The organism is Sphingobium phenoxybenzoativorans, from assembly GCF_018286635.1.
Lineage (GTDB): Bacteria > Pseudomonadota > Alphaproteobacteria > Sphingomonadales > Sphingomonadaceae > Sphingobium > Sphingobium phenoxybenzoativorans.
In genome coordinates this window covers 2,421,983-2,440,503 of sequence record NZ_CP073910.1, presented here as the reverse complement: position 1 = coordinate 2,440,503, position 18,521 = coordinate 2,421,983, and the positions used below count along the sequence as shown (strand labels likewise).

Sequence of the window (18,521 nt, the reverse complement as noted above, 5' to 3'; positions counted from 1 at the left end):
TGCGCGAATGGGCAAAATTCGTTGTAAATATTTGATATTATTGAATAAAATTTACATTTTCGAGTGTCGCAGCCGCAAGTTGGATTGGCTGACCATATCGGGCATCGCGATCCAACATTCCGCCCTATGGTTTGGCCGGCCGATCCATCGAGACATCCACCATTGGCTTACCGGGCTCGAAAACGATTTCCTGCTTTGTGGTCCAACCCGATGCTGCGGGTTCTTCCTCCAACTGCGCCGTCATGGCCTCATAATTGGCCAGCCGGCTTTCGGGACTGCATCCGGCGGCGCGCAATTTTGTCGTAAAAGCGCTGATTTGCATAACTGACTTGAATGTCGTTCCCATGGACTGGGCCAAATTGCCGGATTGTCCCTGGCCCTGATCGGGCGGCGCGTCCGATCCTGATTCGAACTGCTGCATCATGGCTTCGCAATCGGGCCGCCAGCCTGCCCCTGTAACGGGCCTGGTCGTGTGGAAGGCCGAAGATACGAGGTCGGCCGGGGAGCCACCCGAAAAATACATGATGGCAGCGCCTGTCAACGCAAGCATGAGCAATGATCTTACCATCATCCCGCACCCTTTGAGAACCGTCAGGAGGTAGCTTTCCATGCTTTAACGCGATGTAAATATGCCCATTCTGGCTCTTTTAATGCTGAGCGGCGTCAGGCCGTCAGCGCCTCGACCAGCGCCTTCACCTTTTTCTGGCGCCATTGGGGCAAGGGGGCGATCAGCCAGTAGCTGCGCTCGGATGGGCGGGCGTCCCCAACCGGGCGCACCCTCCCTTCCGCAATGTCGCGAGCGGCGAGGAGCGCCGGGACGGACGCCTGACCAAAGCCGTTGGCGGCCGCCTCTATTGCAAGCCCACCATCGGCGACGCGCATGACGGTGGGCAATGTGCCAGCAGGGCATCCGGGCCAGTCGATGCGGGTCTCCGGGCCGCCATTGGGCGCCTCCACCGTGACGAAGGCGGCGTCGCCGATCCTGATCCCCTCATGCTCGCCGGGGCCATCGGTCAGGCGCAGGGCGAGATCGAGATTTGCCTCCGTGAAGTCCAGCGCCTCATCGGCGGCGACGAGCGAAAAGGACAGTTCGGGCACGCCCGCGGCATAGGCGGCAAGGCGCGTCTGCAGCCATTTGGCGGTGATGTCGCGCGGGGCGGCGATCGTCAGCGACAGGCTGGATTGCCCCGCCTGCATCGCGCGCACCGATTCCTCGAACATCAGGAAGCCGCCGCGCAGCGCCTCCAGTCCCGCCTCCGTCTCCGGCGTCATCTCCAGCCCCTTGGGCGTGCGGCGGAACAGGACGACGCCCAGCATATCCTCCAGCGCGCGAATCTGCTGCCCGACGGCGGCGGGCGTCACGGCCAGTTCGTCAGCGGCGCGGGTGAAGGACAGATGCCTTGCAGCGGCGTCAAGCACGCGCAGGCCGTTCAACGGCAAATGGGTGCGCTTCATTCCGCGACAGCCGGTGCGATGAGAGAGAAGCGGGGAATGGCGACGTCGAAGGTTTCGCCCAGCGATCCGACCATATGATAGCTGCCCTGCATCGCCCCGGTGGGCGTCGCCAGCGGGCAGCCGGAGACATAATCATAGGATTTGCCGGGCTGGACGACAGGCTGCTCGCCAACCACGCCCTCCCCCTCGACACGATGCTGCACGCCGCGCCCGTCCGTGATCAGCCAGCGGCGGGTGAGAAGCTGAACCGGCTCCGGCCCCTCATTCTCGATGCGGATATGATAGGCCCAGAACCAGCGGCCCCGGTCCGGTTCCGACTGTTCCGGCAAAAAGCTGACCGACACGCGCACAGTGATGCCGCGCGTGGTTGCAGAGAAAGGGAAGAATCCGCTGATGGCCTTCGGAGTCATCCAGTGAAAATCGACTAGAGACCGATCCCGGTCAAGGCCCGATCAAGGTCCTCGATCAGATCGTCCACATCTTCCAGTCCCACGTTGAGACGCAGCATGTCCTCGGTGATGCCGACTTCCAGCCGGGCCTCGGCCGCCATGCCATAATGGGTGGTCGACGCCGGGTGCGTCATCAGCGAGCGCGAGTCGCCGATATTGTTGCTGATGTCGATGAGGTTGAGGCCATTCAAAAGCCCGTGCGCCTCCTTCCGTCCGCCACCGGTGTAGATGGAGAAGATGGGACCGGCGGCGACCATCTGCTTTGCGGCCAGCGCATGCTGGGGATGGCTGGCGAGACCCGGATACAGGACCTTGGGCAAGCGTCCTTCCAGGAATGTCGCGACCTTCAGCGCGCTTTCGCTCTGGCGGCGGATGCGCAGGTCGAGCGTCTCCAACCCCTTCAGCACCACCCAGGCGTTGAACGGGCTGAGCGTCGGGCCGGTGTTGCGATGGAAGGGCAACAGGGTTTCGGTGATGAACTTCTCCGTGCCGCAGATCGCGCCCGCGAGCACCCTGCCCTGCCCGTCCATCATCTTGGTCGCGCTATAGGCGACGACATCGGCGCCATAATCCATCGGCCGCTGCAGCGAGGGCGTGGCGAAGGCGTTGTCGACAACCGAGGTGATCCCATGCTTCTTCGCGATGCCGCAGACCGCCTCCAGATCCACCAGATCCATCGTCGGGTTGGCGGGGGTTTCGAAGAAGAAAACCTTCGTATTCGGGCGCACCGCCTTTTCCCATGCATCGGTGTCATGGGCGTGGATGGTCGTCACCTCTATGCCGAAGCGCGGGAACAGCGTGTCGGTCAGCCAGCGGCAGGAGCCGAAAGCGGCCTTTGCGGCGACGACATGATCGCCCTGCGACAACTGGCACAGGAGAGCGGCGGTCATCGCCGCCATGCCGGTGGCGGTGGCGCGGCATGCCTCCGCCCCTTCCAGAAGGGCGATGCGCTTTTCCAGCATCTCCACGGTCGGGTTCTGCAGGCGGCTGTAGGTCATGCCCTGCTGTTCGCCGGCGAAACGGGCGGCCGCATCCTCCGCGCAGTCATAGGCATAGCCGGAGGTCAGGAACAGCGCCTCCGACGTTTCGCCCCATTCCGACCGCGCCGTGCCGCCGCGCACCGCAAGGGTCGCGGGCCGCCAGTTGGCGGTGATGCTCTTGTCCTGTCCAGTCCGTCTTTTCATGATGCCTTCGTCCGTAGATGGGCGGGCCGGACGTCCGGCGTGCCCCCCGCCAATATTTCCGCCGCCTGCGTCATGTCGCAATTACCGCCAGACAGGATGACTGCAACCTTCTTGCCGCGCATCGCCTCTTTTTCCTGTATCAAGGCGGCGAGCGCGACGGCCCCTGCCCCCTCCGCCAGATTATGGGTGTCCTGCCAGTAGATGCGCACCGCCTCCGCAACCTCATCGTCGGTGACGGCCACGAAGCGGTCGGCGCGCGGACCGAAATAGTCGAGCGCGGCCTGAACCGGGGTGCAGACGGCGACGCCATCGGCAAAGGTCCAGGCGGACTCGGTGCCGACCAGGCGGCCCTGCTCAAAGGATTGTTTCGCGCCGTCGACATGGGCGGAGACGACGCCGACCACCTTCGTCCTGAGGCCCAGCGCGTCGCGCGCCGCAATCGTGCCGCACAGGCCCGATCCGCAGCCGACGGGGACATAAACGGTATCGAGGTCCGGCACGGCATCGAACAGCTCCAGCCCGTAACTGGCGACGCCGCGCACGAGCTGATCATGATAGGCGGGGACCATGTAAAGGCCATATTGCGCGGCGCGGGACATCGCCTCCGCCTTCGCGCTGTCGAAATCCTGGCCATGTTCGATCAGGGTGGCGCCGAACGCGCGCATGGCGGCGTTCTTTTCCAGCGCATTGCCGTGGGGCACGATGATCGTCGCGCTGATCCCGGCGGCGGTCGCGGCGCGCACCTGCGCCTGGCCATGATTGCCGCGCGTGGCGGTGATGATGCCGCGCACCTCCGGGTGGGCGCGGGTCAGCCAGTCGATATAGGTGATCGCGCCGCGCACCTTGAACGCGCCGGTGGGCGTATGGTTTTCATGCTTTACCCAGACTTCGCATCCCGTGCGCGCGGCCAGCAGCGGCCAGGCATATTGGGGGGTGGGCGGAACCTGCGCATGCACCAGATCGGCGGCCGCGCGCAGCGAAGTCAGGGTAAAATCGTCCATCAGTCTCCAAGTGCCGCCAGCACGGCATCTCCCATTTGGGCGGTCGTCAGCGAGCCGCCGAGGTCGGGGCTGCGCGCGCCGCCGGCGAGGGCCTTGGCAACGGCCGCCTCGATCCGGTCGGCCTGCGCGGCCATGCCGAGCGAGTAGCGGAGCATCATTGCGGCGGACAGGACCGTTGCCAGCGGATTGGCCTTACCCTGGCCGGCGATGTCGGGGGCGCTGCCGTGGATCGGCTCATACAGCCCCTTGCCGTTCGCATCGAGCGAGGCGGAGGCCAGCATGCCGATGGAGCCGACGCACATGCTCGCCTGATCCGACAGGATATCGCCGAACAGGTTGCCGGTAACGATGACGTCGAACTGGGCGGGGTTGCGGACGAGCTGCATGGCGGCATTGTCGACATACATGTGGGTGAGCGCGACGTCGGGATACTCCTTCGCCGTCTCGATCACCACGTCGCGCCAGAGCTGCGACGTGTCGAGCACGTTCGCCTTGTCCACCGAGCAGAGCTTGCCCCGGCGCGCCCGCGCGGTGCGGAAGGCGCTATGGGCGATGCGGCGCACCTCATCCTCATTATAGGACATGATGTCATAGCCCTCGCGCAGACCGGTCGCGGTGGTGCGCAGGCCCTTCTCGCCGAAATAGACGTCCCCGTTCAGTTCGCGCACGATCATCAGGTCGATGGCGGCGGCGATTTCAGGGCGGAGCGTGGAAGCTTCCGACAATTCGGGAAACATCTTTGCAGGACGCAGGTTGGAAAAAAGCGTCAGTTCCTTCCGCAGACCCAGGATCGCCTGCTCCGGGCGAAGGCGGCGTTCGAGCGAATCGCAGTCGAAATCGCCCACGGCGCCGAACAGGATGGCGTCGGCGCGGCGCGCGATGTCCAGGGTTTCGGGCGGCAGCGGATGGCCGGTCGCCTTGTAGGCGACGCCGCCGACAAGCCCTTCCTCATAGGTCAATCCGTCGATTTTGAGGGCGTCCAGCACGCGCCGCGCCTGCGCGATGACTTCCGGGCCGATGCCGTCACCGGGAAACAATGCTACCAACATGCCTGCGCGCTCCTTGAAAATCCGTTCGGGCTGAGCTTGTCGAAGCCCTGCGCTTCTAAGGAAGAAAGGGCAGCCCTTCGACAAGCTCAGGGCGAACGGGTGTGATTTACCGGCGCGCGAATGCAGGAATCGGAACGCTCACGCAACCGCTCTTTTGAGACGGTCGATCAGCCGTTCCCGCGCCGCGAGAACATCGGCGCGGCGGTCGGTGAGGATATTGCGCTCCAGGAAATGGCCGGTGAGGCGGAAGCCGTCCAGGATGGCGCTCCAGTCGGCGGGATCTGCCGTGGAGAGGAAGGAGGGGAGCGGCAGGAGGCGGGTTTCATAGCCCTCCGCCGCGCGGCGGCTGACCGCGGCGGCGCTTTTCGGGCTGACATAGACCAGCTCCTGCGTCGCGCCGGATGCCACGCAGGCGGAAAGGTCCAGGCCGAAACCCAGTTCGGTGAGGACGAGCAACTCATAGCGCACCAGCGCCGTTGCCCAGCCGCGGGCGGCGGGAGCAGCTTCGATGGCGGCGAGGACGCCGGACAGCGCCTGATAGACGGCGGGATAGCCATTCTCCTCCGGCAGCGCGGCGGCCGTGAAGGCGCAGGTCCAGTCGATCGCGGCGGCGGGGAGCGGTTCGGAGAGCAAAGGCGCGCGGCTGTGGATCAGTTCCACGGTCAGGCCGGCGAGCTGGGTCTCCGTGCGGGCGCGGAACTCGGCCTGCACCAGATTGGCGGGGGACAGGACGGGCCGGATGCGGCGGGAGCGGCCGCCGCGCACATAGCCCGCCGTCAGGCCGTTGTCCGGCGTCATCAGGCGGGCGATGGCGCCATGCTCCCCATGCGGGCGGACGGCGCAGACAATCGCCTCTGTGAGCAAAGCGGGCATGGGAGGTGCTTACAGCCTCCCCGGCCCCGGCGCCATCGCGCGCGCCATGTCAGGCGTAATATCAGGCGCCGGAATAGACCGTCTTGAGGTTCATAAATTCATGGACGCCATAGGGGCCAAGTTCGCGGCCGTGGCCGGAGCGCTTGATGCCGCCGAAGGGCGCTTCCGGCGCGGAGGCGAGCATCTGGTTCACCGCCGTCATTCCGGCGGCGATGTCGCGGACGAAGCGGGCCTTCTCGCCTTCATCCTGCGTCCAGACAGAGGAGCCGAGGCCGAAGGGGATGGCGTTGGCGATCCGTATCGCCTCGTCAATGTCGGCGGCGCGGAACAGCATGGCGACGGGGCCGAAAATCTCCTCCTCCATGAAGGGGCTGTCGAGCGGGACGTCCGTCAGGATGCCCGGTGAGAGATAAGCGCCGGGACCGGGGAGCGGTTCTCCGCCGAGCAGCAGCTTCGCCCCGGCCTTCTCCGCCTCGGCAAGCTGGCCCAGCACGGTATCGCGCTGCTCCGCGCTGGAGAGCGGACCCATGCCTGTGACCGGGTCCAGGGGATCGCCGGTCTTTACCGCCTGCATCCGGGCGGAGAATTTCTCCAGGAAGGCGTCATAGACGGCGGTATGGACGATCATCCGCTTGGCGCAGATGCAGGACTGGCCGCTATTCTGGATGCGGGCGGTGACGGCCTGCTCCGCCGCCTTGTCGAGATCGGCCGAGGGCATGACGATGAACGGGTCCGACCCGCCCAGTTCCAGCACGACCTTCTTGAGCGCCCTGCCCGCCTGCTCGGCGACCGCCTTGCCCGCGCCCTCGCTGCCGGTCAGGGTGACGGCGGCGACGCGATCGTCGGCGATGATGGCGGCCACGGCGTCGGACCGGATGGGAAGGTTCTGGAACAGGCCCTCCGCCCCGCCGGCGGCCAGGACCATCTCCTCCATCAGCGCAGCGCAGCCCTGCACATTGCTGGCGTGCTTCAGGAGGCCGGTATTGCCGACCAGCAGCGCCGGAGCGAGGAAACGGACGACCTGCCAATAGGGGAAGTTCCAGGGCATGACCGCCAGCACAGGGCCTATGGGCAGCCAGGTGACGGTCGCGGAGCCGCCCGACGCAAGCGGAATAGCGTTGCTGTCCAGCATGGCCGGACCGGCCTTCGCATAATAGCGGAAGGCGGCGATGCATTTGTCGACCTCCGCCACGGCGGATTTCAGCGTCTTGCCCATTTCCAACGTCGCCATGCGGGCGAGCCGGTCCTTGTTCGCCTCATAGGCGTCGGCGATCCTGACGAGCAGCGCAGCGCGGTCCGCGACATCGACAGTGCGCCAATGGTCAAAGGCGGCGGAGGCGCGGTCGAGTTTCGTGGCGATCCCGGCGGCGTCGAGTTCGGCATGGGTGGCGATCTGTTCGCCGGTGGCGGGGTTTATGCTTTTCATCAGTTTTCCTCAGACACACTCATATAACCGTTCACCCTGAGCGAAGTCGAAGGGGGCTGCCGAGCATAGCGAGGCGCCTTCGCTTCGCTCAGGTCAAGGCTTCGACAGGCTCAGCCCGAACGGAGAAGGGATTGGTTTTCAAACGCTGGCTCAGCCCGCCCGATCCCCTAGCCATGAAAATAGTCATAGACCGTCTGGGCGACCTGGGTGGAGACGCCGGGGGCCTTTTGCAGATCCTCCAGCGTTGCGCCCTTCACGGCCTTGGCGGTGCCGAAATGCATCAGCAGCGCCTTCTTGCGGGCGGGACCGATGCCGGGCACCTCGTCCAGCGAACTGACGGTGATCGCCTTGCTGCGCTTCTGCCGGTGCGCGCCGATGGCGAAGCGGTGCACCTCGTCGCGCAGGCGCTGCATGTAGAACAGCACCGGATCATTGACCGGCAGGCTGATCTCCCGCCCGTCCATCAGGTGGAACACTTCCCGCCCGTCGCGGCCATGATGCGGTCCCTTGGCGATGCCGATCATGCAGACATCCTCTATGCCGAGATTTTCCAGCACGGCGCGTGCGGCGTTGAGCTGACCCTTGCCGCCGTCGATCAGCACAAGATCCGGCCATTCGCCGCTGTCGCGGTCCGGGTCCTCATCCTTGGCGCGAGCGAATCTGCGTTCGAACACTTCGCGCATCATGCCGAAATCGTCCCCGGCGATGGTTTCGGGCCGCTTGATGTTGAATTTCCGGTAGGCGTTCTTGCGGAAGCCCTCCGGCCCGGCGACGACCATGGCCCCCAGCGCGTTGGTCCCCTGGATATGGCTGTTGTCATAGACCTCTATCCGGTCCGGCACGCCGTCCAGCCCAAAGACGTCGACCATATCGTTCAGCACCCTGGTCTGCGTCGTGGATTCGGCGAGGCGGCGGTCCAGCGCCTCCACGGCGTTGCGCTGCGCCTGACGGATCAGCTTCATCCGCTCGCCGCGCTGGGGCACCTCTATCCGCACCTTGACGCCGATCCGTTCCGTCAGCGCCTCGGCCATCAGGTCGCATTCGGCGGGCGCGCGGTCGGCGAGGATCAGGCGCGGCGGCGGCACTTCCTCGTAAAATTGCGCCATGAAGCTGGCCAGCACCTCATCCTCCGCGACCTCCGCCGTGTGGACGGGGAAGAAGCTGCGATGGCCCCAATTCTGGCCGCCGCGAATGAAGAACGCCTGAATGCACATCGCGCCGTTCTTCGACGCGAGGGCGAACAGGTCGGCGTCGCCCAGTCCCTCCGCATTGATCGCCTGCGACCCCTGAATGAAGGTCAAAGCCTTCAGCCGGTCCCGGATGACGGCGGCCTGCTCGAAATCCATCGCGTCGGACGCCGCCTGCATCGCCTGCCCCAGCTTCTGCTGCACCTTGGTCGATTTGCCGCCGAGGAAATCCTGCGCATCCTGCACCAGTTCACCATAGGCGGCGTCCTCTATGCGGCCGACGCAGGGGGCGGAGCAGCGCTTGATCTGATAGAGCAGGCAGGGACGGGAGCGGTTGGCGAAGAAGCTGTCGGTGCAGCTTCTCAGCAGGAACAGCTTCTGCAGCGCATTGATCGTGCGGGTGACAGACCCGGCGCTGGCGAAGGGACCATAATAGCGTCCCTTCGCCTTGCGCGCGCCGCGATGCTTCTGAATGCGGGGGAAGGCGTGATCCTCCCGCAGCAGGATGAAGGGGAAGCTTTTGTCGTCGCGCAGCAGCACATTATAGGCGGGCCGGAACCGCTTGATGAGCTGCGCCTCCAGCAGCAGCGCCTCCGCCTCATTATTGGTCGTGACGATGGTCATCGATCGGGTCTGGGCCACCATGCGCTGCAGCCGCTTCGGCAGGCGGTCGACCTGCGTATAATTGGTGACCCGGTTGCGGAGGGCGCGGGCCTTGCCGACATAGAGCACGTCGCCGCGCGCGTCCTGCATGCGGTAGACGCCGGGGCGCGCGGGAAGGGTTTTCAGGACGTTACGGATGGCTTCGACACCGGCGTCGATGTCCGGCTGGCCCGCGCCGCGCACGGCATAGGTCGCCTGATCCTCGTTGAAACGGTCTGGAGATTGGGGGCGGGACATGGTGGGGAGATAGAGCGCGGGAGCGGGAAAGCAAAGGCCGGGAATGGCGGCGGGGACGGTTTGGCCATCGGGCGGGACGGAAGCCGTTCGCCTCTCCCCTACGCCGGATTGTCGAGCAGCGTATCCATGGCGATCCCCGCGTCCCTGATCGCGATGGCCATTTCACATTCCAATGGCATGTGAAATGACCGTAGGCATAGAAATGGGCATAGGCGTGGATTGGGGAGAGTGTCGATGAAGCAGATGTTGGGCATGGTGATGGCCGGGGCCAAGGATATTGGCGCGCTTCGCCGTTTCTATGAGGATGGGCTTGGCTGGACGCCCTGGACGCCAGCCGACGACAATCAGGTGCAATACAGGCTTGGCGGGACAGTACTCGTGTTCCTGCCCCTGCCCTATCTGGAGGCCGAGAGAGGCGTTTCCGCGACGCCCCAGGGCAATGTCAGCCTGGCGATGTTCCTGTCCAGCAAGGCGGAAGTCGATGCCGCTTTTCAAAAGGCGCTGAACGCTGGCGCGACAGAGACAAGTCCTGTGCGCGAGCGGGATTTCGGCGTCTATTCGGGATATGTCGCCGACCCCGAAGGCAATAGCTGGGAGATATGCTGGAGCCAGTTTCTGCATCAGGACGGCGATGGATCGCTGCAATTCCGGCCGGGCTGACGCGCCTTGCGCGCATCAAGCGCCCTGTTCCACGCAAGGCAGCAATCAAGCCTTTAAAATTATTGCGGTTGCGAATTGCAGCAGACATGTTCGCGACGAATATGCTGATAATTTCCTACAATATATTGAATAACCGGTGATTTATCGTCGCAATTTTATAACTCTCCATTACGTTGCGTTGCAGCAATCACACCTCACAATAGGCTAACATATATTCGCTTTGGCCGAACCTACATAGGCGCTCCCCCAACAGAGGAGACTATGCATGGGTCAATTCGACGATGAGAGAGGCAAGAGCAAATTGGAAACGATAGTGGGATCGCTGATGCTGCTGTCATTCGGTCTGGGCATATTGGCGTTCCTGATCGCGATCGATCACCCCGAATGGTTCAGCCTGCGCCCGGCGTCCGGCACCGCCGCCGCCATGTCCAAGGCGTCCAACTTCGCCCCACATAAATAAGCGGCGCAGGCATGCCGCCACGGACCGCATAAAGCCGGCCGTCATGAGAGGGAGAGGATGCCGGAGGGTACAGAATAGCCTGACAACGGCTGCTGTTTCAGGAACATTTCCGCCGTTCGTCGTTTGACGAGCGCGTCCATGACCCAGAGGGCCTATGATCATTACCGCCGCACCAAGTTTCAAACAGATTATCCGGGAAGTATGGAAGCCGCTGGCCCTGCTTTTCGTGTGGGACGTATTCGTAACCGTCACCTATTATGTGCTGCCGTTCACGGCCCCTTCCCTGCCGCTGACCCTGTTCGGATCGGCCCTGGTCCTGTTTCTGGGTTTTCGCAGCAACTCGGCCTATCAGCGCTGGTGGGAGGCGCGCGGTCTGTGGGGACTGATGATCAACGCCAGCCGCAGCCTCGCCCGGCAGGCGCGCAACTTCCTGCCCGACGAAGCCGACGAGTTGAAGCGGTCCATCGTCCTGCGCCAGATCGCCTATGTGAACGCCCTGCGCTGCCAGCTACGCCGGCAGAAGCCGGATGACGAAGTGCATCGCTTCCTGACGCGGGGCGAAGCGGATTTCGCGCTGGCGCGGACCAATGTGGCGAACGGCATTGTCGACGGCACGGGACGGCGCATCAATGTCGCGCGGGAAAAGGGCTGGATAGACACGATCCAGCAAACGTCGATGGAAAGCGTGCTGGTGGACATCGCCAATGCGCAGGGCGGCATGGAGCGGCTGAAGAATACGCCATTGCCGAGCCATTACCGGTTCTTCCCGACGCTGTTCACGCATCTGTTGTGCATATTGCTGCCCATCGGACTGGTGGAGACGCTGGGCTTTGCGACGCCGCTGGGATCGACGATGGCGGGGCTGATGTTCCTGGCGGTGCTGGCCATTGGGGACGATCTGGTCGATCCCTTCGCCAATACGCCGCATGACGTGCCCCTGACCGCCATGTGCCGCACGATCGAGATCGACCTGCTGCAGGCGATTGGCGAAGCCGCGCCCGAACCGTTGAAGCCCGATGCCGGAGGCGTGCTGTGGTGATGCGGGACAGATAGGCGGCCGGACCGATAGCAAACGGACCGGCAGCAAAAGAAAAGGCCGCTCCGGCATTCCGGGCGGCCTTTTTCGTTTCTTCGGGGATGGCGGTCAGACGACCGGGCCAAGACCCTTGATGGCGCCATCCACCAGCAGCTTGTCAGCCTTCGCATCATGCGTTTCGGCGATGATCGAGGCAGCGGCGCTGGTCGCCGCCTGAACCGCCTTGGCGCGGATGTCGGAGACGGCGCTGCGCTCGGCGGCGGCGATCTTTTCCTCGGCCATCTTCTGGTGGCGCTTCACCAGCGCGGCGGCGCGGGTCTTGGCGTCGTCAACGAGCTGGGCGGCTTCTTCCTCCGCGCGCGACCGCAGAGCGTCGGCTTCGGCGGCGGCGCCGGAAAGCTTCTTCTCATATTCGGCCTTGAGCGCTTCGGCTTCGGCGCGCAGCTTGGACGCTTCGTCAAGCTGGGCGCGGATGCCGGCGATCTTGCCGTCCAGCGCCTTGCCGATCAGGGCAGGCACCTTCTTGAACACCAGCACCAGGAGGAATACCGCCATCGCGCCGCTGACCAGAGCGCCGGGAGTCAGGACCCCGAAAAGCGCCAGCTCCGAATGGGTTTCGCCGCCATGAGCGACAAGCCCTTCCTGATGATCGGCCTGCGCCAGATTGTGCGCGACTTCCGCCGAGCCTGCGTCGAGTTGTTCAGCCATGAGCGAGGGCTGCCTTTACTGCTTTCTTGGCCGCAGCCGCGGTGGGCTGAACGCCGGAAATCTTGACCACCATGTCCTGCGCAGCCTCGGCGGCGACCGCCTCGATCTCCGCCATGGCGGACGCGCTGGCGGCGCGGATTCCCGCTTCCGCAGCGGCGATCTTGTCCGCTATCTTGGCGTCGGCCGCCGCGATCTTCTTCTCCGCATCCTTGGCGGCCTTGGCCTTGGCCTCTGCGACCAGGGCCTGCGCTGCGGCGCGGCTTTCATTCTCACGAGCGCGATAGTCCGCCTCGATCTCGTCGCCGCGGGCGAAAGCGGCCTTGGCGGCTTCCAGATCCCCGGCGATCTTGCTGTCCCGCGCTTCCACGGTCGACTGGATCTTTGGCACCATGCCGCGTCCAACGACGAAGAAAACGAAGCCGAAGGTCACCAGCATCCAGAAGATCTGGGACGACCATACTTCAGCAAGTTGCGCGATTTGAGGCATTGGAACTCCGCGATACCTTAACCCGTTCCGACTGAGCTTGTCGAAGTCCCCGCCTGAGCGGAGCGAAGGCGCCTCGCTTACGCTCGGCCGAACCCTTCGACTTCGCTCAGGGCGAACGGATTATGCGTTTGATCTTAGGCGACGAAGATCAGGATCATCGACACAACGAACGCCAGCAGGCCGAGAAGTTCGGCAGCGGCGAAGCCGATGAACAGGCGGCCCTGCTGACCGTCGGCGGCCGACGGATTGCGCAGCGCGCTCTCAAGGAAAGAACCGAAGACGTTGCCCACGCCGAGCGCGGCCATGCCGGCACCGATAGCAGCCAGACCGGCACCGATCAGCTTTGCGGCTTCTGCGTCCATTTTACGTAACTCCTTCTAAGAAACTTTGAAAAACAACCAATAAAACTCAGTGAAGATTGACCGCGTCGTTGATGTAGAGCGAGGTCAGAAGTGCGAAAACATAAGCCTGGATCACGGCGACCAGCAGTTCCAGCGCGCTGATGCCGATCATCAGGATGAAGCTGGGCACGCCGATCATCAGGCCCCAGCCAGCGCCGGCGTTGCCGCTGTTGATGACGAAGCTGGACAGCACTTCCAGAAGGATGTGGCCGGCCATCATGGCGACGAAGAGTCGCAGGCCAAGGCTGAACGGGCGAACCATGAAGGACACGAGTTCAATGAAGGGGATCAGCCACAGCAGCCAGACGGGCGTGCCATGCGGCACGAACAGCGAGAAGAAGTGCAGGCCGTGGCGCGCGAAGCCGACGATCAGGACGATCGAGAAGCTGAGGATCGCGAGGACGCCGGTGGCGGTGAAGTGGCTGGTGAAGGTGAAGGCATGGCTGCCGACGAGGCCGAGGGGCAGCAGGCCCAGCAGGTTCGCGAACAGGATGAACATGAACAGCGAGAATACGTAGGGAACGTAGCGCTTCCCCTCCGGCCCGACATTGGCGAGCAGCAGATTGTCGATGAACCCGGTCATCGTTTCCGCAGCGGCCTGCCAGCGGCCGGGAACCAGTTCCCGCTTCATGCCCAGCAGCATGAAAGCCCAGAGCGCGACGGCAGTAATGACCATCCACAGCGCGCTGTTGGTGAAGGCGATATTATAGCCGCCGATCGCCCAATGTTCCGTGCCGAACAAAGGCTCGATCGCAAACTGGTGCATCGGGTCGATTTTGCCTGCCTCTGCCACGCTTACTCCAAGCCTTCCAATACTGCGACAAAAGCGCCCTTATTTATCAGGACGCTTCGTCGAAATCCTAATGATGTTCCTGAAGGCGGCGATGGTCCCCAGAGCGAGGAGCGCCAACAGGAGCCAGGGGGACGTTCCGAACCAGCGGTCAAGCAACCAGCCGATCAGCGCGCCGCCGGCAAGACCGCCGATCAGTTCCGCAAGGACGCGGTTGCCAAGGCGATAGCTTTCGTCCGCCCCGTGCACCTGCCCCTTTCCGGTCCTGACCGCTTCGTCATGCTCGGCCCGGACAATCCGCTCTCTGAGCGATTTGATCCGCGCGTCCTCGCCGACTGGGTCTTCCCCGGGCGCATCCTCGACCATCATCCTCTCCACATTTCCCGTATGGAGGCGGCATGGCCCGTGCGGCTGCACCCGTCAAGGCGCGGCCCGTTTAGAAAGGGTGTGTGTCCGAGTCAACACTTCTGCCAACCCCGGCCAAAAGGACAGTGCGGCAGGCCGATTTCGGGACGGAATCGCGGGCGATCAGCCAGCGGTTGCGCAATAGTCCGGCAGCGCGATCGCGCCGCTTTTCTTCTGCCAACCACCGCCGGACAGCTTATACATCTGCCCGTCCTTCACCCGGCTGGCGAGGGTCTGACAGCCCGTGGCGGCGGCCACATCGGCGACGGTTACGCCGCGCTTCGACGCCAGATCGGTATAGACCGCGCGGCGCTTGATGTTGATCGAATCCACTTCCGACTTCACGTCCGCGCCGACCGAGCCAACGATGCCGAGATAGCCGTCCGCCTGCTCGCCGACGGTTCCGGCGGCCATGGCGGCCGCGACAGCGCCGGACTGGGCGCGCGCGGGTGCTGTGAGGACAAGCCCTCCGGCGACGATGACGGCGGCGGTTGCGGCGAGAGCGATAAACTTGCGTGTCATTGCGGGAACAACTCCGGGTTATTCTGGATCAGATCCTGTGCGTCGCGTTGCAGGCGCACGACCACTTCCTGTTGAACCTTCACGTTGAGGTTGATCTCAATCGGCTTGTCCGGCGCGCGCACCTGAATGCACCCTCCCAAGGAAAGGCCCGCGATGGCGGCCGCAAAATATCCTGCTGTCTTCATTTCTGCTCCCCAGATGGCACTTTGTCGCTTTCGGCAGGCTGAACCGCAAGCCCCTTCAACACCTGTTCCTGATATTGGTCGCCCACGCTGTTGCGGATGAGGCCGCTCGGATCGACGAAGGACTTGGCCGTGCTCATCAGCCCGCGGAAGGGCGCCTGTATGCGGATGTTGAACAGGAAGGGCAGGCCCAGGAAATTGCTGGCGATGCCCTTCTGCTCCGGCTGACCCCGGTTGATGCCGTTGAACACGACATTGGTCACGACTTCTCCGTCCAGCGCGCCGTCCATCAGGATGGACAGGCATTTATACTGGAGATTCTTGAGCGCATCGAAGGCCATCTTGCCGAAAACGCCGACCTGCTCGTTGGAAACGGGGCCGACATAGGAAAGGGTGCCGGACTGGCGCTGCGGATCGCAGGGAATGGAGGGCAGAACCCCTTCCGGCATGATCAGCGGCGGAAGCCCATCCTGCCGGGCGACAAGGACGCCGCCCGCGATCCGGCCGCCGTCCATGTTGAAGATCAGCGGCATGATGCCGTCAAAGGTGCCGGTCGCGGAGATATTCTCCAGCTCCATCTTCTGAATGAAGGCCCCCGCATCGAGGCCGATGACCCGGAAGGTCAGATAGCGCTCCGTATCGGCGCTGAAATCCATCGTAGTCGGCAAAAGCTTCAGATCGCCGCCGGAAAAGGGCCATGCGCCGCCCTCTATATGCACCTTCTGCCCCGGTTCCAGCCGGTAATAGACGATGCCGTCCGTCGCCTCGATACCCGGATTGACGCTGGCGATGCGCACTTCCTGATGCGGCGCGGTGACGAGACCGACAAGGTCAGTGAAGCGAATCTCGCCCGAAAGGCCGCTGACCGGGCCGAAGGCGGCGGCAAGGTCCATCTTGTCGGTTCTAAATACGCCGTCGCTGGTGACGGCATTGCCATTCCAGCGCACCTGCCCCTTGCCCGACACTGTGCCGGCGGCATTGGCGACGACGCCGAGCGCAAGCCGGGTGATCGCCTCCGGCTGTAGCGTGGGGGAGAAGGTGATGCCCGGCACGTCGAGATCGGCATGGCCCCGGCCCGGTCCCAGATCATGCACGATGTCGGCGAGCAGGACCGTCGCGCCGCTGGCCGGTTCGGCCAGCGTTCCCTTTGCCGTGATGCGGCCATTCTGCATGGTCAGGCGGAAATTGCGGCTGTCGAGCGGATTGAAGCGGTCCGGCGCGGCGGTATCGCTGAGCGTCAGGCCGCCATTGACCGTGAGCGCACCCTTCGCAAAGCCCCAGCGGCCGGAGAAATTGCTGGCCGCCAGCGGCACCGCGCCGATCCGGCCTGCGCCGCCGCTTAGCTGGCCGCCCATCCCGCCGCCCGCCGCCAGTCCGGTAAGCTGGGCGGCGGTGATGCGCACCGGCGAATCAGCGGGACCGATACGCAGGTCGGCGTTGCGCGCCTCAAATCCCGGTCTGGCGAAGGCGACGCGGATCAGATCGGCGGAGAGGCGCAGCGGACTTTGCCCCAGCCGCCCCTCAAGCAAGGGCGCGCGGACCGATGCGCCGCCGGACAGGCCATTCGGCCCATAAGCGAGGATCGCGCCGTCCGCCGGGCACAGCGTCATCCGGGTGCGGCCGAGCGAGACATTTTCATAGGCGAGGCTGGTGAGCGCTACGGGCGCGCACGCCGGATTGACCCGCAGGTTGCCGCGCCCGTCCACGCTGCCGTCGATGGGCAGGGTCAGCCCGCGCAGGCCGCCGCCGGGCAAGGGGCCATCCAGGCGGGCCTCCGTCTGAAAGCGGGTGACGCCGCCTCCCCCGGCAGTGAAGCGCACGGGTTCGAGCGCGAGGCTGGCGCCGCCCTCCGCCGTGTAGGGGTCCATGAAAAGCTGGCCGCCAAATCCGCCGCCCGGCCGCTTGGAAAGACGCAACGCCGCCTTGGGCAGGCCGCCGCCCTCCATCGTCGCGCTGCCATCCAGCGCCCAGTCGACCTTCGGCCAGGACAGGGAGAAGCGGCCGCCCTCCCCCAGTGCGATGCGCGCGCCGCTGCGGCTGGCGAGGTTGGAGTCCGACAGGATGAGCGCGCCGGTCCCGCCGCGCTGGGACAAAGCGAATCGGGTGCTGATCCGGTTCTCGCGGCCTATGCCCTGCACGGCGTTGGCGAACTTCACGCCCAGCGGGCCAAAGGGCATATCCGCGCCAAGCCGCCGCAGCGAACCCGCCGGATCATCGCCGCCATAGGCCGCATTCTGGACGGTCAGCATCCCCTCCGCCCGTGCGCGCAGCCCCTGCGGCGCGCTGGTGTAGGACCAGGATCCCGATGCCCTGGACGCGGCGGCGGTCGCGCCAGCGCCCTTGAACGCGGCCGACGCAAGGTCGAACTGCCCACGCGCGGCGTAGGCGCTGCCGTCGAAAAGGACGCGCCCGGAAGGACGGGACGCCGCAAGGCCGGGAACGCGAAGCGCCGATCCGGCAAGGCTTGCATGCCCGGTCCAGCGGTCCAGCGCCTTGCCGAATGTCACGTCCATATCGGCCTGCGGCGCGGCGAGCGCGATGCCGCTCGCCGAGCAGCCCAGCGCACGGGCGCGCACCGGGCCGGACAGCCTTGGCTGGCCCTCGCGCATCGTGACGTCGACATAGGCGGTCGCACCGCCGACGCCGCAGCCGCCGAAGCGGGCATTGGGCATGACCGCGGCGAGCTTGCCCGCAAACCCGTCCTGCAGATTGCCCCGGCCATCGAGATGAATGCCGAGCTGCCCCGCGTCCGTATCCAGACGCATCCGTACATCCTGAAGCGCGACGGCCATGTTTGGCAGGCTGAACGGCGCGGTGGATTTGGGGTCGCGAAACTTGTCCAGCTCGCCAAGCGACAACGCGCCGTCATGGACCCGGCCGCGCAGCCGGACCCCGCCCGCGCGGACGGCCGCCACGCCAGGGGTCAGGCCGCTGAGCGTCAGGTCGACCTCCACCCATTTGGCGGTGAGATCGGGGCGGGCCGGATCGCCCAGCACGATATTCTCTATCCTGTGCGTGCGAAGGCCGATGGACACGAGATCATAGCGCGCCCGGACATCGAGGGCGTTCAGTTCCCGGCCGATGAAATTTTCCGCAATCGGCGCGCGCTGCGTCCAAAGCCCAAGCAGGACAAGGCCCAGCGCGCCGGCCGAGCCGGCGATCCAGGCAGTCCGGTTGCCGCGATGCGTCGCCTCGCTCTCCCCATCCCTACCGTCCCCGTCCTCATCGACCATGCGCGCGTCCGACCCCGGTACCTGTCTTGCAATGCCATTCCGTAACGCATCGACAACGTCCCGTGCCACGGAAATATCCTTGCGGGGCGTTTCTCCCGGCCTTAGCCCTGGAA

At 64.8% G+C, this 18,521-nt stretch carries 20 protein-coding genes; 3 read left to right on the top strand and 17 right to left on the bottom strand.

Going from position 1 to position 18,521, the window contains the following annotated elements:
• Positions 1-124: 124 nt before the first annotated feature.
• The 9 genes from KFK14_RS11915 to uvrC all read right to left on the bottom strand — a co-directional run bounded on the left by KFK14_RS11915 (position 125) and on the right by uvrC (position 9,524).
• Positions 125-610 carry a hypothetical protein gene (locus KFK14_RS11915; protein WP_212607783.1) on the bottom strand — a complete coding sequence of 162 codons (486 nt, stop codon included), beginning with the start codon at positions 608-610 and terminating at the stop codon, positions 125-127.
• Between the two features lie 53 nt (positions 611-663).
• A complete protein-coding gene (locus KFK14_RS11910) occupies positions 664-1,455 on the bottom strand; it encodes a LysR family transcriptional regulator (protein WP_212607782.1) in 792 nt (263 codons plus the stop codon).
• On the bottom strand, positions 1,452-1,865 hold the full coding sequence (apaG, locus tag KFK14_RS11905; RefSeq protein ID WP_070158085.1) for a Co2+/Mg2+ efflux protein ApaG: 414 nt from the start codon (positions 1,863-1,865) through the stop codon (positions 1,452-1,454). Before apaG ends, KFK14_RS11910 begins: the two co-directional genes overlap by 4 nt.
• Positions 1,866-1,879: 14 nt before the next feature.
• Positions 1,880-3,088 (bottom strand): trans-sulfuration enzyme family protein, encoded by a 1,209-nt coding sequence (locus tag KFK14_RS11900; RefSeq protein WP_212607781.1) that lies wholly within the window; start codon positions 3,086-3,088, stop codon positions 1,880-1,882.
• Complete coding sequence (locus KFK14_RS11895; protein WP_212607780.1) at positions 3,085-4,089, bottom strand: threonine dehydratase; 1,005 nt, start codon at positions 4,087-4,089, stop codon at positions 3,085-3,087. Before KFK14_RS11895 ends, KFK14_RS11900 begins: the two co-directional genes overlap by 4 nt.
• On the bottom strand, positions 4,089-5,138 hold the full coding sequence (leuB, locus tag KFK14_RS11890; protein WP_212607779.1) for a 3-isopropylmalate dehydrogenase: 1,050 nt from the start codon (positions 5,136-5,138) through the stop codon (positions 4,089-4,091). The genes KFK14_RS11895 and leuB overlap by 1 nt, the downstream gene beginning before the upstream one ends.
• Before the next feature lie 138 nt (positions 5,139-5,276).
• Positions 5,277-6,011 (bottom strand): DNA repair protein RecO, encoded by a 735-nt coding sequence (gene recO / locus KFK14_RS11885; RefSeq protein ID WP_212607778.1) that lies wholly within the window; start codon positions 6,009-6,011, stop codon positions 5,277-5,279.
• A gap of 61 nt (positions 6,012-6,072) precedes the next feature.
• Positions 6,073-7,440 carry an NAD-dependent succinate-semialdehyde dehydrogenase gene (locus KFK14_RS11880; protein ID WP_212611133.1) on the bottom strand — a complete coding sequence of 456 codons (1,368 nt, stop codon included), beginning with the start codon at positions 7,438-7,440 and terminating at the stop codon, positions 6,073-6,075.
• A 164-nt stretch (positions 7,441-7,604) separates the two neighbouring features.
• A complete protein-coding gene (uvrC, locus tag KFK14_RS11875; protein WP_212607777.1) occupies positions 7,605-9,524 on the bottom strand; it encodes an excinuclease ABC subunit UvrC in 1,920 nt (639 codons plus the stop codon).
• A 234-nt stretch (positions 9,525-9,758) separates the two neighbouring features.
• Between uvrC and KFK14_RS11870 the strand changes: the two genes are divergently transcribed.
• The 3 genes from KFK14_RS11870 to KFK14_RS11860 all read left to right on the top strand — a co-directional run bounded on the left by KFK14_RS11870 (position 9,759) and on the right by KFK14_RS11860 (position 11,683).
• Positions 9,759-10,184, top strand: coding sequence for a VOC family protein (locus tag KFK14_RS11870; protein ID WP_212607776.1), 426 nt, complete (start codon positions 9,759-9,761; stop codon positions 10,182-10,184).
• 265 nt (positions 10,185-10,449) lie between these two features.
• A complete protein-coding gene (locus tag KFK14_RS11865) occupies positions 10,450-10,644 on the top strand; it encodes a hypothetical protein (RefSeq protein ID WP_212607775.1) in 195 nt (64 codons plus the stop codon).
• Between the two features lie 154 nt (positions 10,645-10,798).
• Complete coding sequence (locus KFK14_RS11860) at positions 10,799-11,683, top strand: bestrophin family protein (RefSeq protein WP_070158000.1); 885 nt, start codon at positions 10,799-10,801, stop codon at positions 11,681-11,683.
• Between the two features lie 105 nt (positions 11,684-11,788).
• Here the strand turns inward: KFK14_RS11860 and KFK14_RS11855 are convergent, their stop codons facing one another.
• From KFK14_RS11855 to KFK14_RS11820, 8 genes are all read right to left on the bottom strand, one after another.
• A complete protein-coding gene (locus KFK14_RS11855) occupies positions 11,789-12,388 on the bottom strand; it encodes a F0F1 ATP synthase subunit B family protein (protein WP_212607774.1) in 600 nt (199 codons plus the stop codon).
• Positions 12,381-12,875 carry a F0F1 ATP synthase subunit B family protein gene (locus KFK14_RS11850; RefSeq protein ID WP_212607773.1) on the bottom strand — a complete coding sequence of 165 codons (495 nt, stop codon included), beginning with the start codon at positions 12,873-12,875 and terminating at the stop codon, positions 12,381-12,383. The genes KFK14_RS11855 and KFK14_RS11850 overlap by 8 nt, the downstream gene beginning before the upstream one ends.
• 134 nt (positions 12,876-13,009) lie before the next feature.
• Positions 13,010-13,237 (bottom strand): F0F1 ATP synthase subunit C, encoded by a 228-nt coding sequence (locus KFK14_RS11845; protein WP_070157997.1) that lies wholly within the window; start codon positions 13,235-13,237, stop codon positions 13,010-13,012.
• Positions 13,238-13,283: 46 nt separating this feature from the next.
• Positions 13,284-14,069: a F0F1 ATP synthase subunit A gene (locus KFK14_RS11840; protein WP_212607772.1), complete on the bottom strand. Its 786-nt coding sequence runs from the start codon at positions 14,067-14,069 to the stop codon at positions 13,284-13,286.
• A 39-nt stretch (positions 14,070-14,108) separates the two neighbouring features.
• Positions 14,109-14,432 (bottom strand): AtpZ/AtpI family protein, encoded by a 324-nt coding sequence (locus KFK14_RS11835; RefSeq protein WP_212611132.1) that lies wholly within the window; start codon positions 14,430-14,432, stop codon positions 14,109-14,111.
• A 162-nt stretch (positions 14,433-14,594) separates the two neighbouring features.
• A complete protein-coding gene (locus KFK14_RS11830) occupies positions 14,595-14,993 on the bottom strand; it encodes a YdbL family probable chaperone protein (protein ID WP_070157995.1) in 399 nt (132 codons plus the stop codon).
• Complete coding sequence (locus KFK14_RS11825; RefSeq protein ID WP_070157994.1) at positions 14,990-15,178, bottom strand: YnbE family lipoprotein; 189 nt, start codon at positions 15,176-15,178, stop codon at positions 14,990-14,992. Before KFK14_RS11825 ends, KFK14_RS11830 begins: the two co-directional genes overlap by 4 nt.
• A complete protein-coding gene (locus KFK14_RS11820) occupies positions 15,175-18,408 on the bottom strand; it encodes an intermembrane phospholipid transport protein YdbH family protein (protein WP_212611131.1) in 3,234 nt (1,077 codons plus the stop codon). The genes KFK14_RS11825 and KFK14_RS11820 overlap by 4 nt, the downstream gene beginning before the upstream one ends.
• Between the last annotated feature and the right edge of the window lie 113 nt (positions 18,409-18,521).

Excerpts from the sequence above, each read along its gene's own strand:
- KFK14_RS11895 (WP_212607780.1), bottom strand. The coding sequence starts at position 4,089 with ATGGACGATTTTACCCTGACTTCGCTGCGCGCGGCCGCCGATCTGGTG.
- recO (WP_212607778.1), bottom strand. The coding sequence starts at position 6,011 with ATGCCCGCTTTGCTCACAGAGGCGATTGTCTGCGCCGTCCGCCCGCAT.
- KFK14_RS11900 (WP_212607781.1), bottom strand. The coding sequence starts at position 3,088 with ATGAAAAGACGGACTGGACAGGACAAGAGCATCACCGCCAACTGGCGG.
- apaG (WP_070158085.1), bottom strand. The coding sequence starts at position 1,865 with ATGACTCCGAAGGCCATCAGCGGATTCTTCCCTTTCTCTGCAACCACG.
- uvrC (WP_212607777.1), bottom strand. The coding sequence starts at position 9,524 with ATGTCCCGCCCCCAATCTCCAGACCGTTTCAACGAGGATCAGGCGACC.
- KFK14_RS11820 (WP_212611131.1), bottom strand. The coding sequence starts at position 18,408 with ATGGTCGATGAGGACGGGGACGGTAGGGATGGGGAGAGCGAGGCGACG.
- KFK14_RS11860 (WP_070158000.1), top strand. The coding sequence starts at position 10,799 with ATGATCATTACCGCCGCACCAAGTTTCAAACAGATTATCCGGGAAGTA.
- KFK14_RS11915 (WP_212607783.1), bottom strand. The coding sequence starts at position 610 with ATGGAAAGCTACCTCCTGACGGTTCTCAAAGGGTGCGGGATGATGGTA.
- KFK14_RS11845 (WP_070157997.1), bottom strand. The coding sequence starts at position 13,237 with ATGGACGCAGAAGCCGCAAAGCTGATCGGTGCCGGTCTGGCTGCTATC.
- KFK14_RS11830 (WP_070157995.1), bottom strand. The coding sequence starts at position 14,993 with ATGACACGCAAGTTTATCGCTCTCGCCGCAACCGCCGCCGTCATCGTC.
- KFK14_RS11850 (WP_212607773.1), bottom strand. The coding sequence starts at position 12,875 with ATGCCTCAAATCGCGCAACTTGCTGAAGTATGGTCGTCCCAGATCTTC.
- KFK14_RS11910 (WP_212607782.1), bottom strand. The coding sequence starts at position 1,455 with ATGAAGCGCACCCATTTGCCGTTGAACGGCCTGCGCGTGCTTGACGCC.
- KFK14_RS11865 (WP_212607775.1), top strand. The coding sequence starts at position 10,450 with ATGGGTCAATTCGACGATGAGAGAGGCAAGAGCAAATTGGAAACGATA.
- KFK14_RS11855 (WP_212607774.1), bottom strand. The coding sequence starts at position 12,388 with ATGGCTGAACAACTCGACGCAGGCTCGGCGGAAGTCGCGCACAATCTG.
- KFK14_RS11870 (WP_212607776.1), top strand. The coding sequence starts at position 9,759 with ATGAAGCAGATGTTGGGCATGGTGATGGCCGGGGCCAAGGATATTGGC.
- leuB (WP_212607779.1), bottom strand. The coding sequence starts at position 5,138 with ATGTTGGTAGCATTGTTTCCCGGTGACGGCATCGGCCCGGAAGTCATC.
- KFK14_RS11835 (WP_212611132.1), bottom strand. The coding sequence starts at position 14,432 with ATGGTCGAGGATGCGCCCGGGGAAGACCCAGTCGGCGAGGACGCGCGG.
- KFK14_RS11825 (WP_070157994.1), bottom strand. The coding sequence starts at position 15,178 with ATGAAGACAGCAGGATATTTTGCGGCCGCCATCGCGGGCCTTTCCTTG.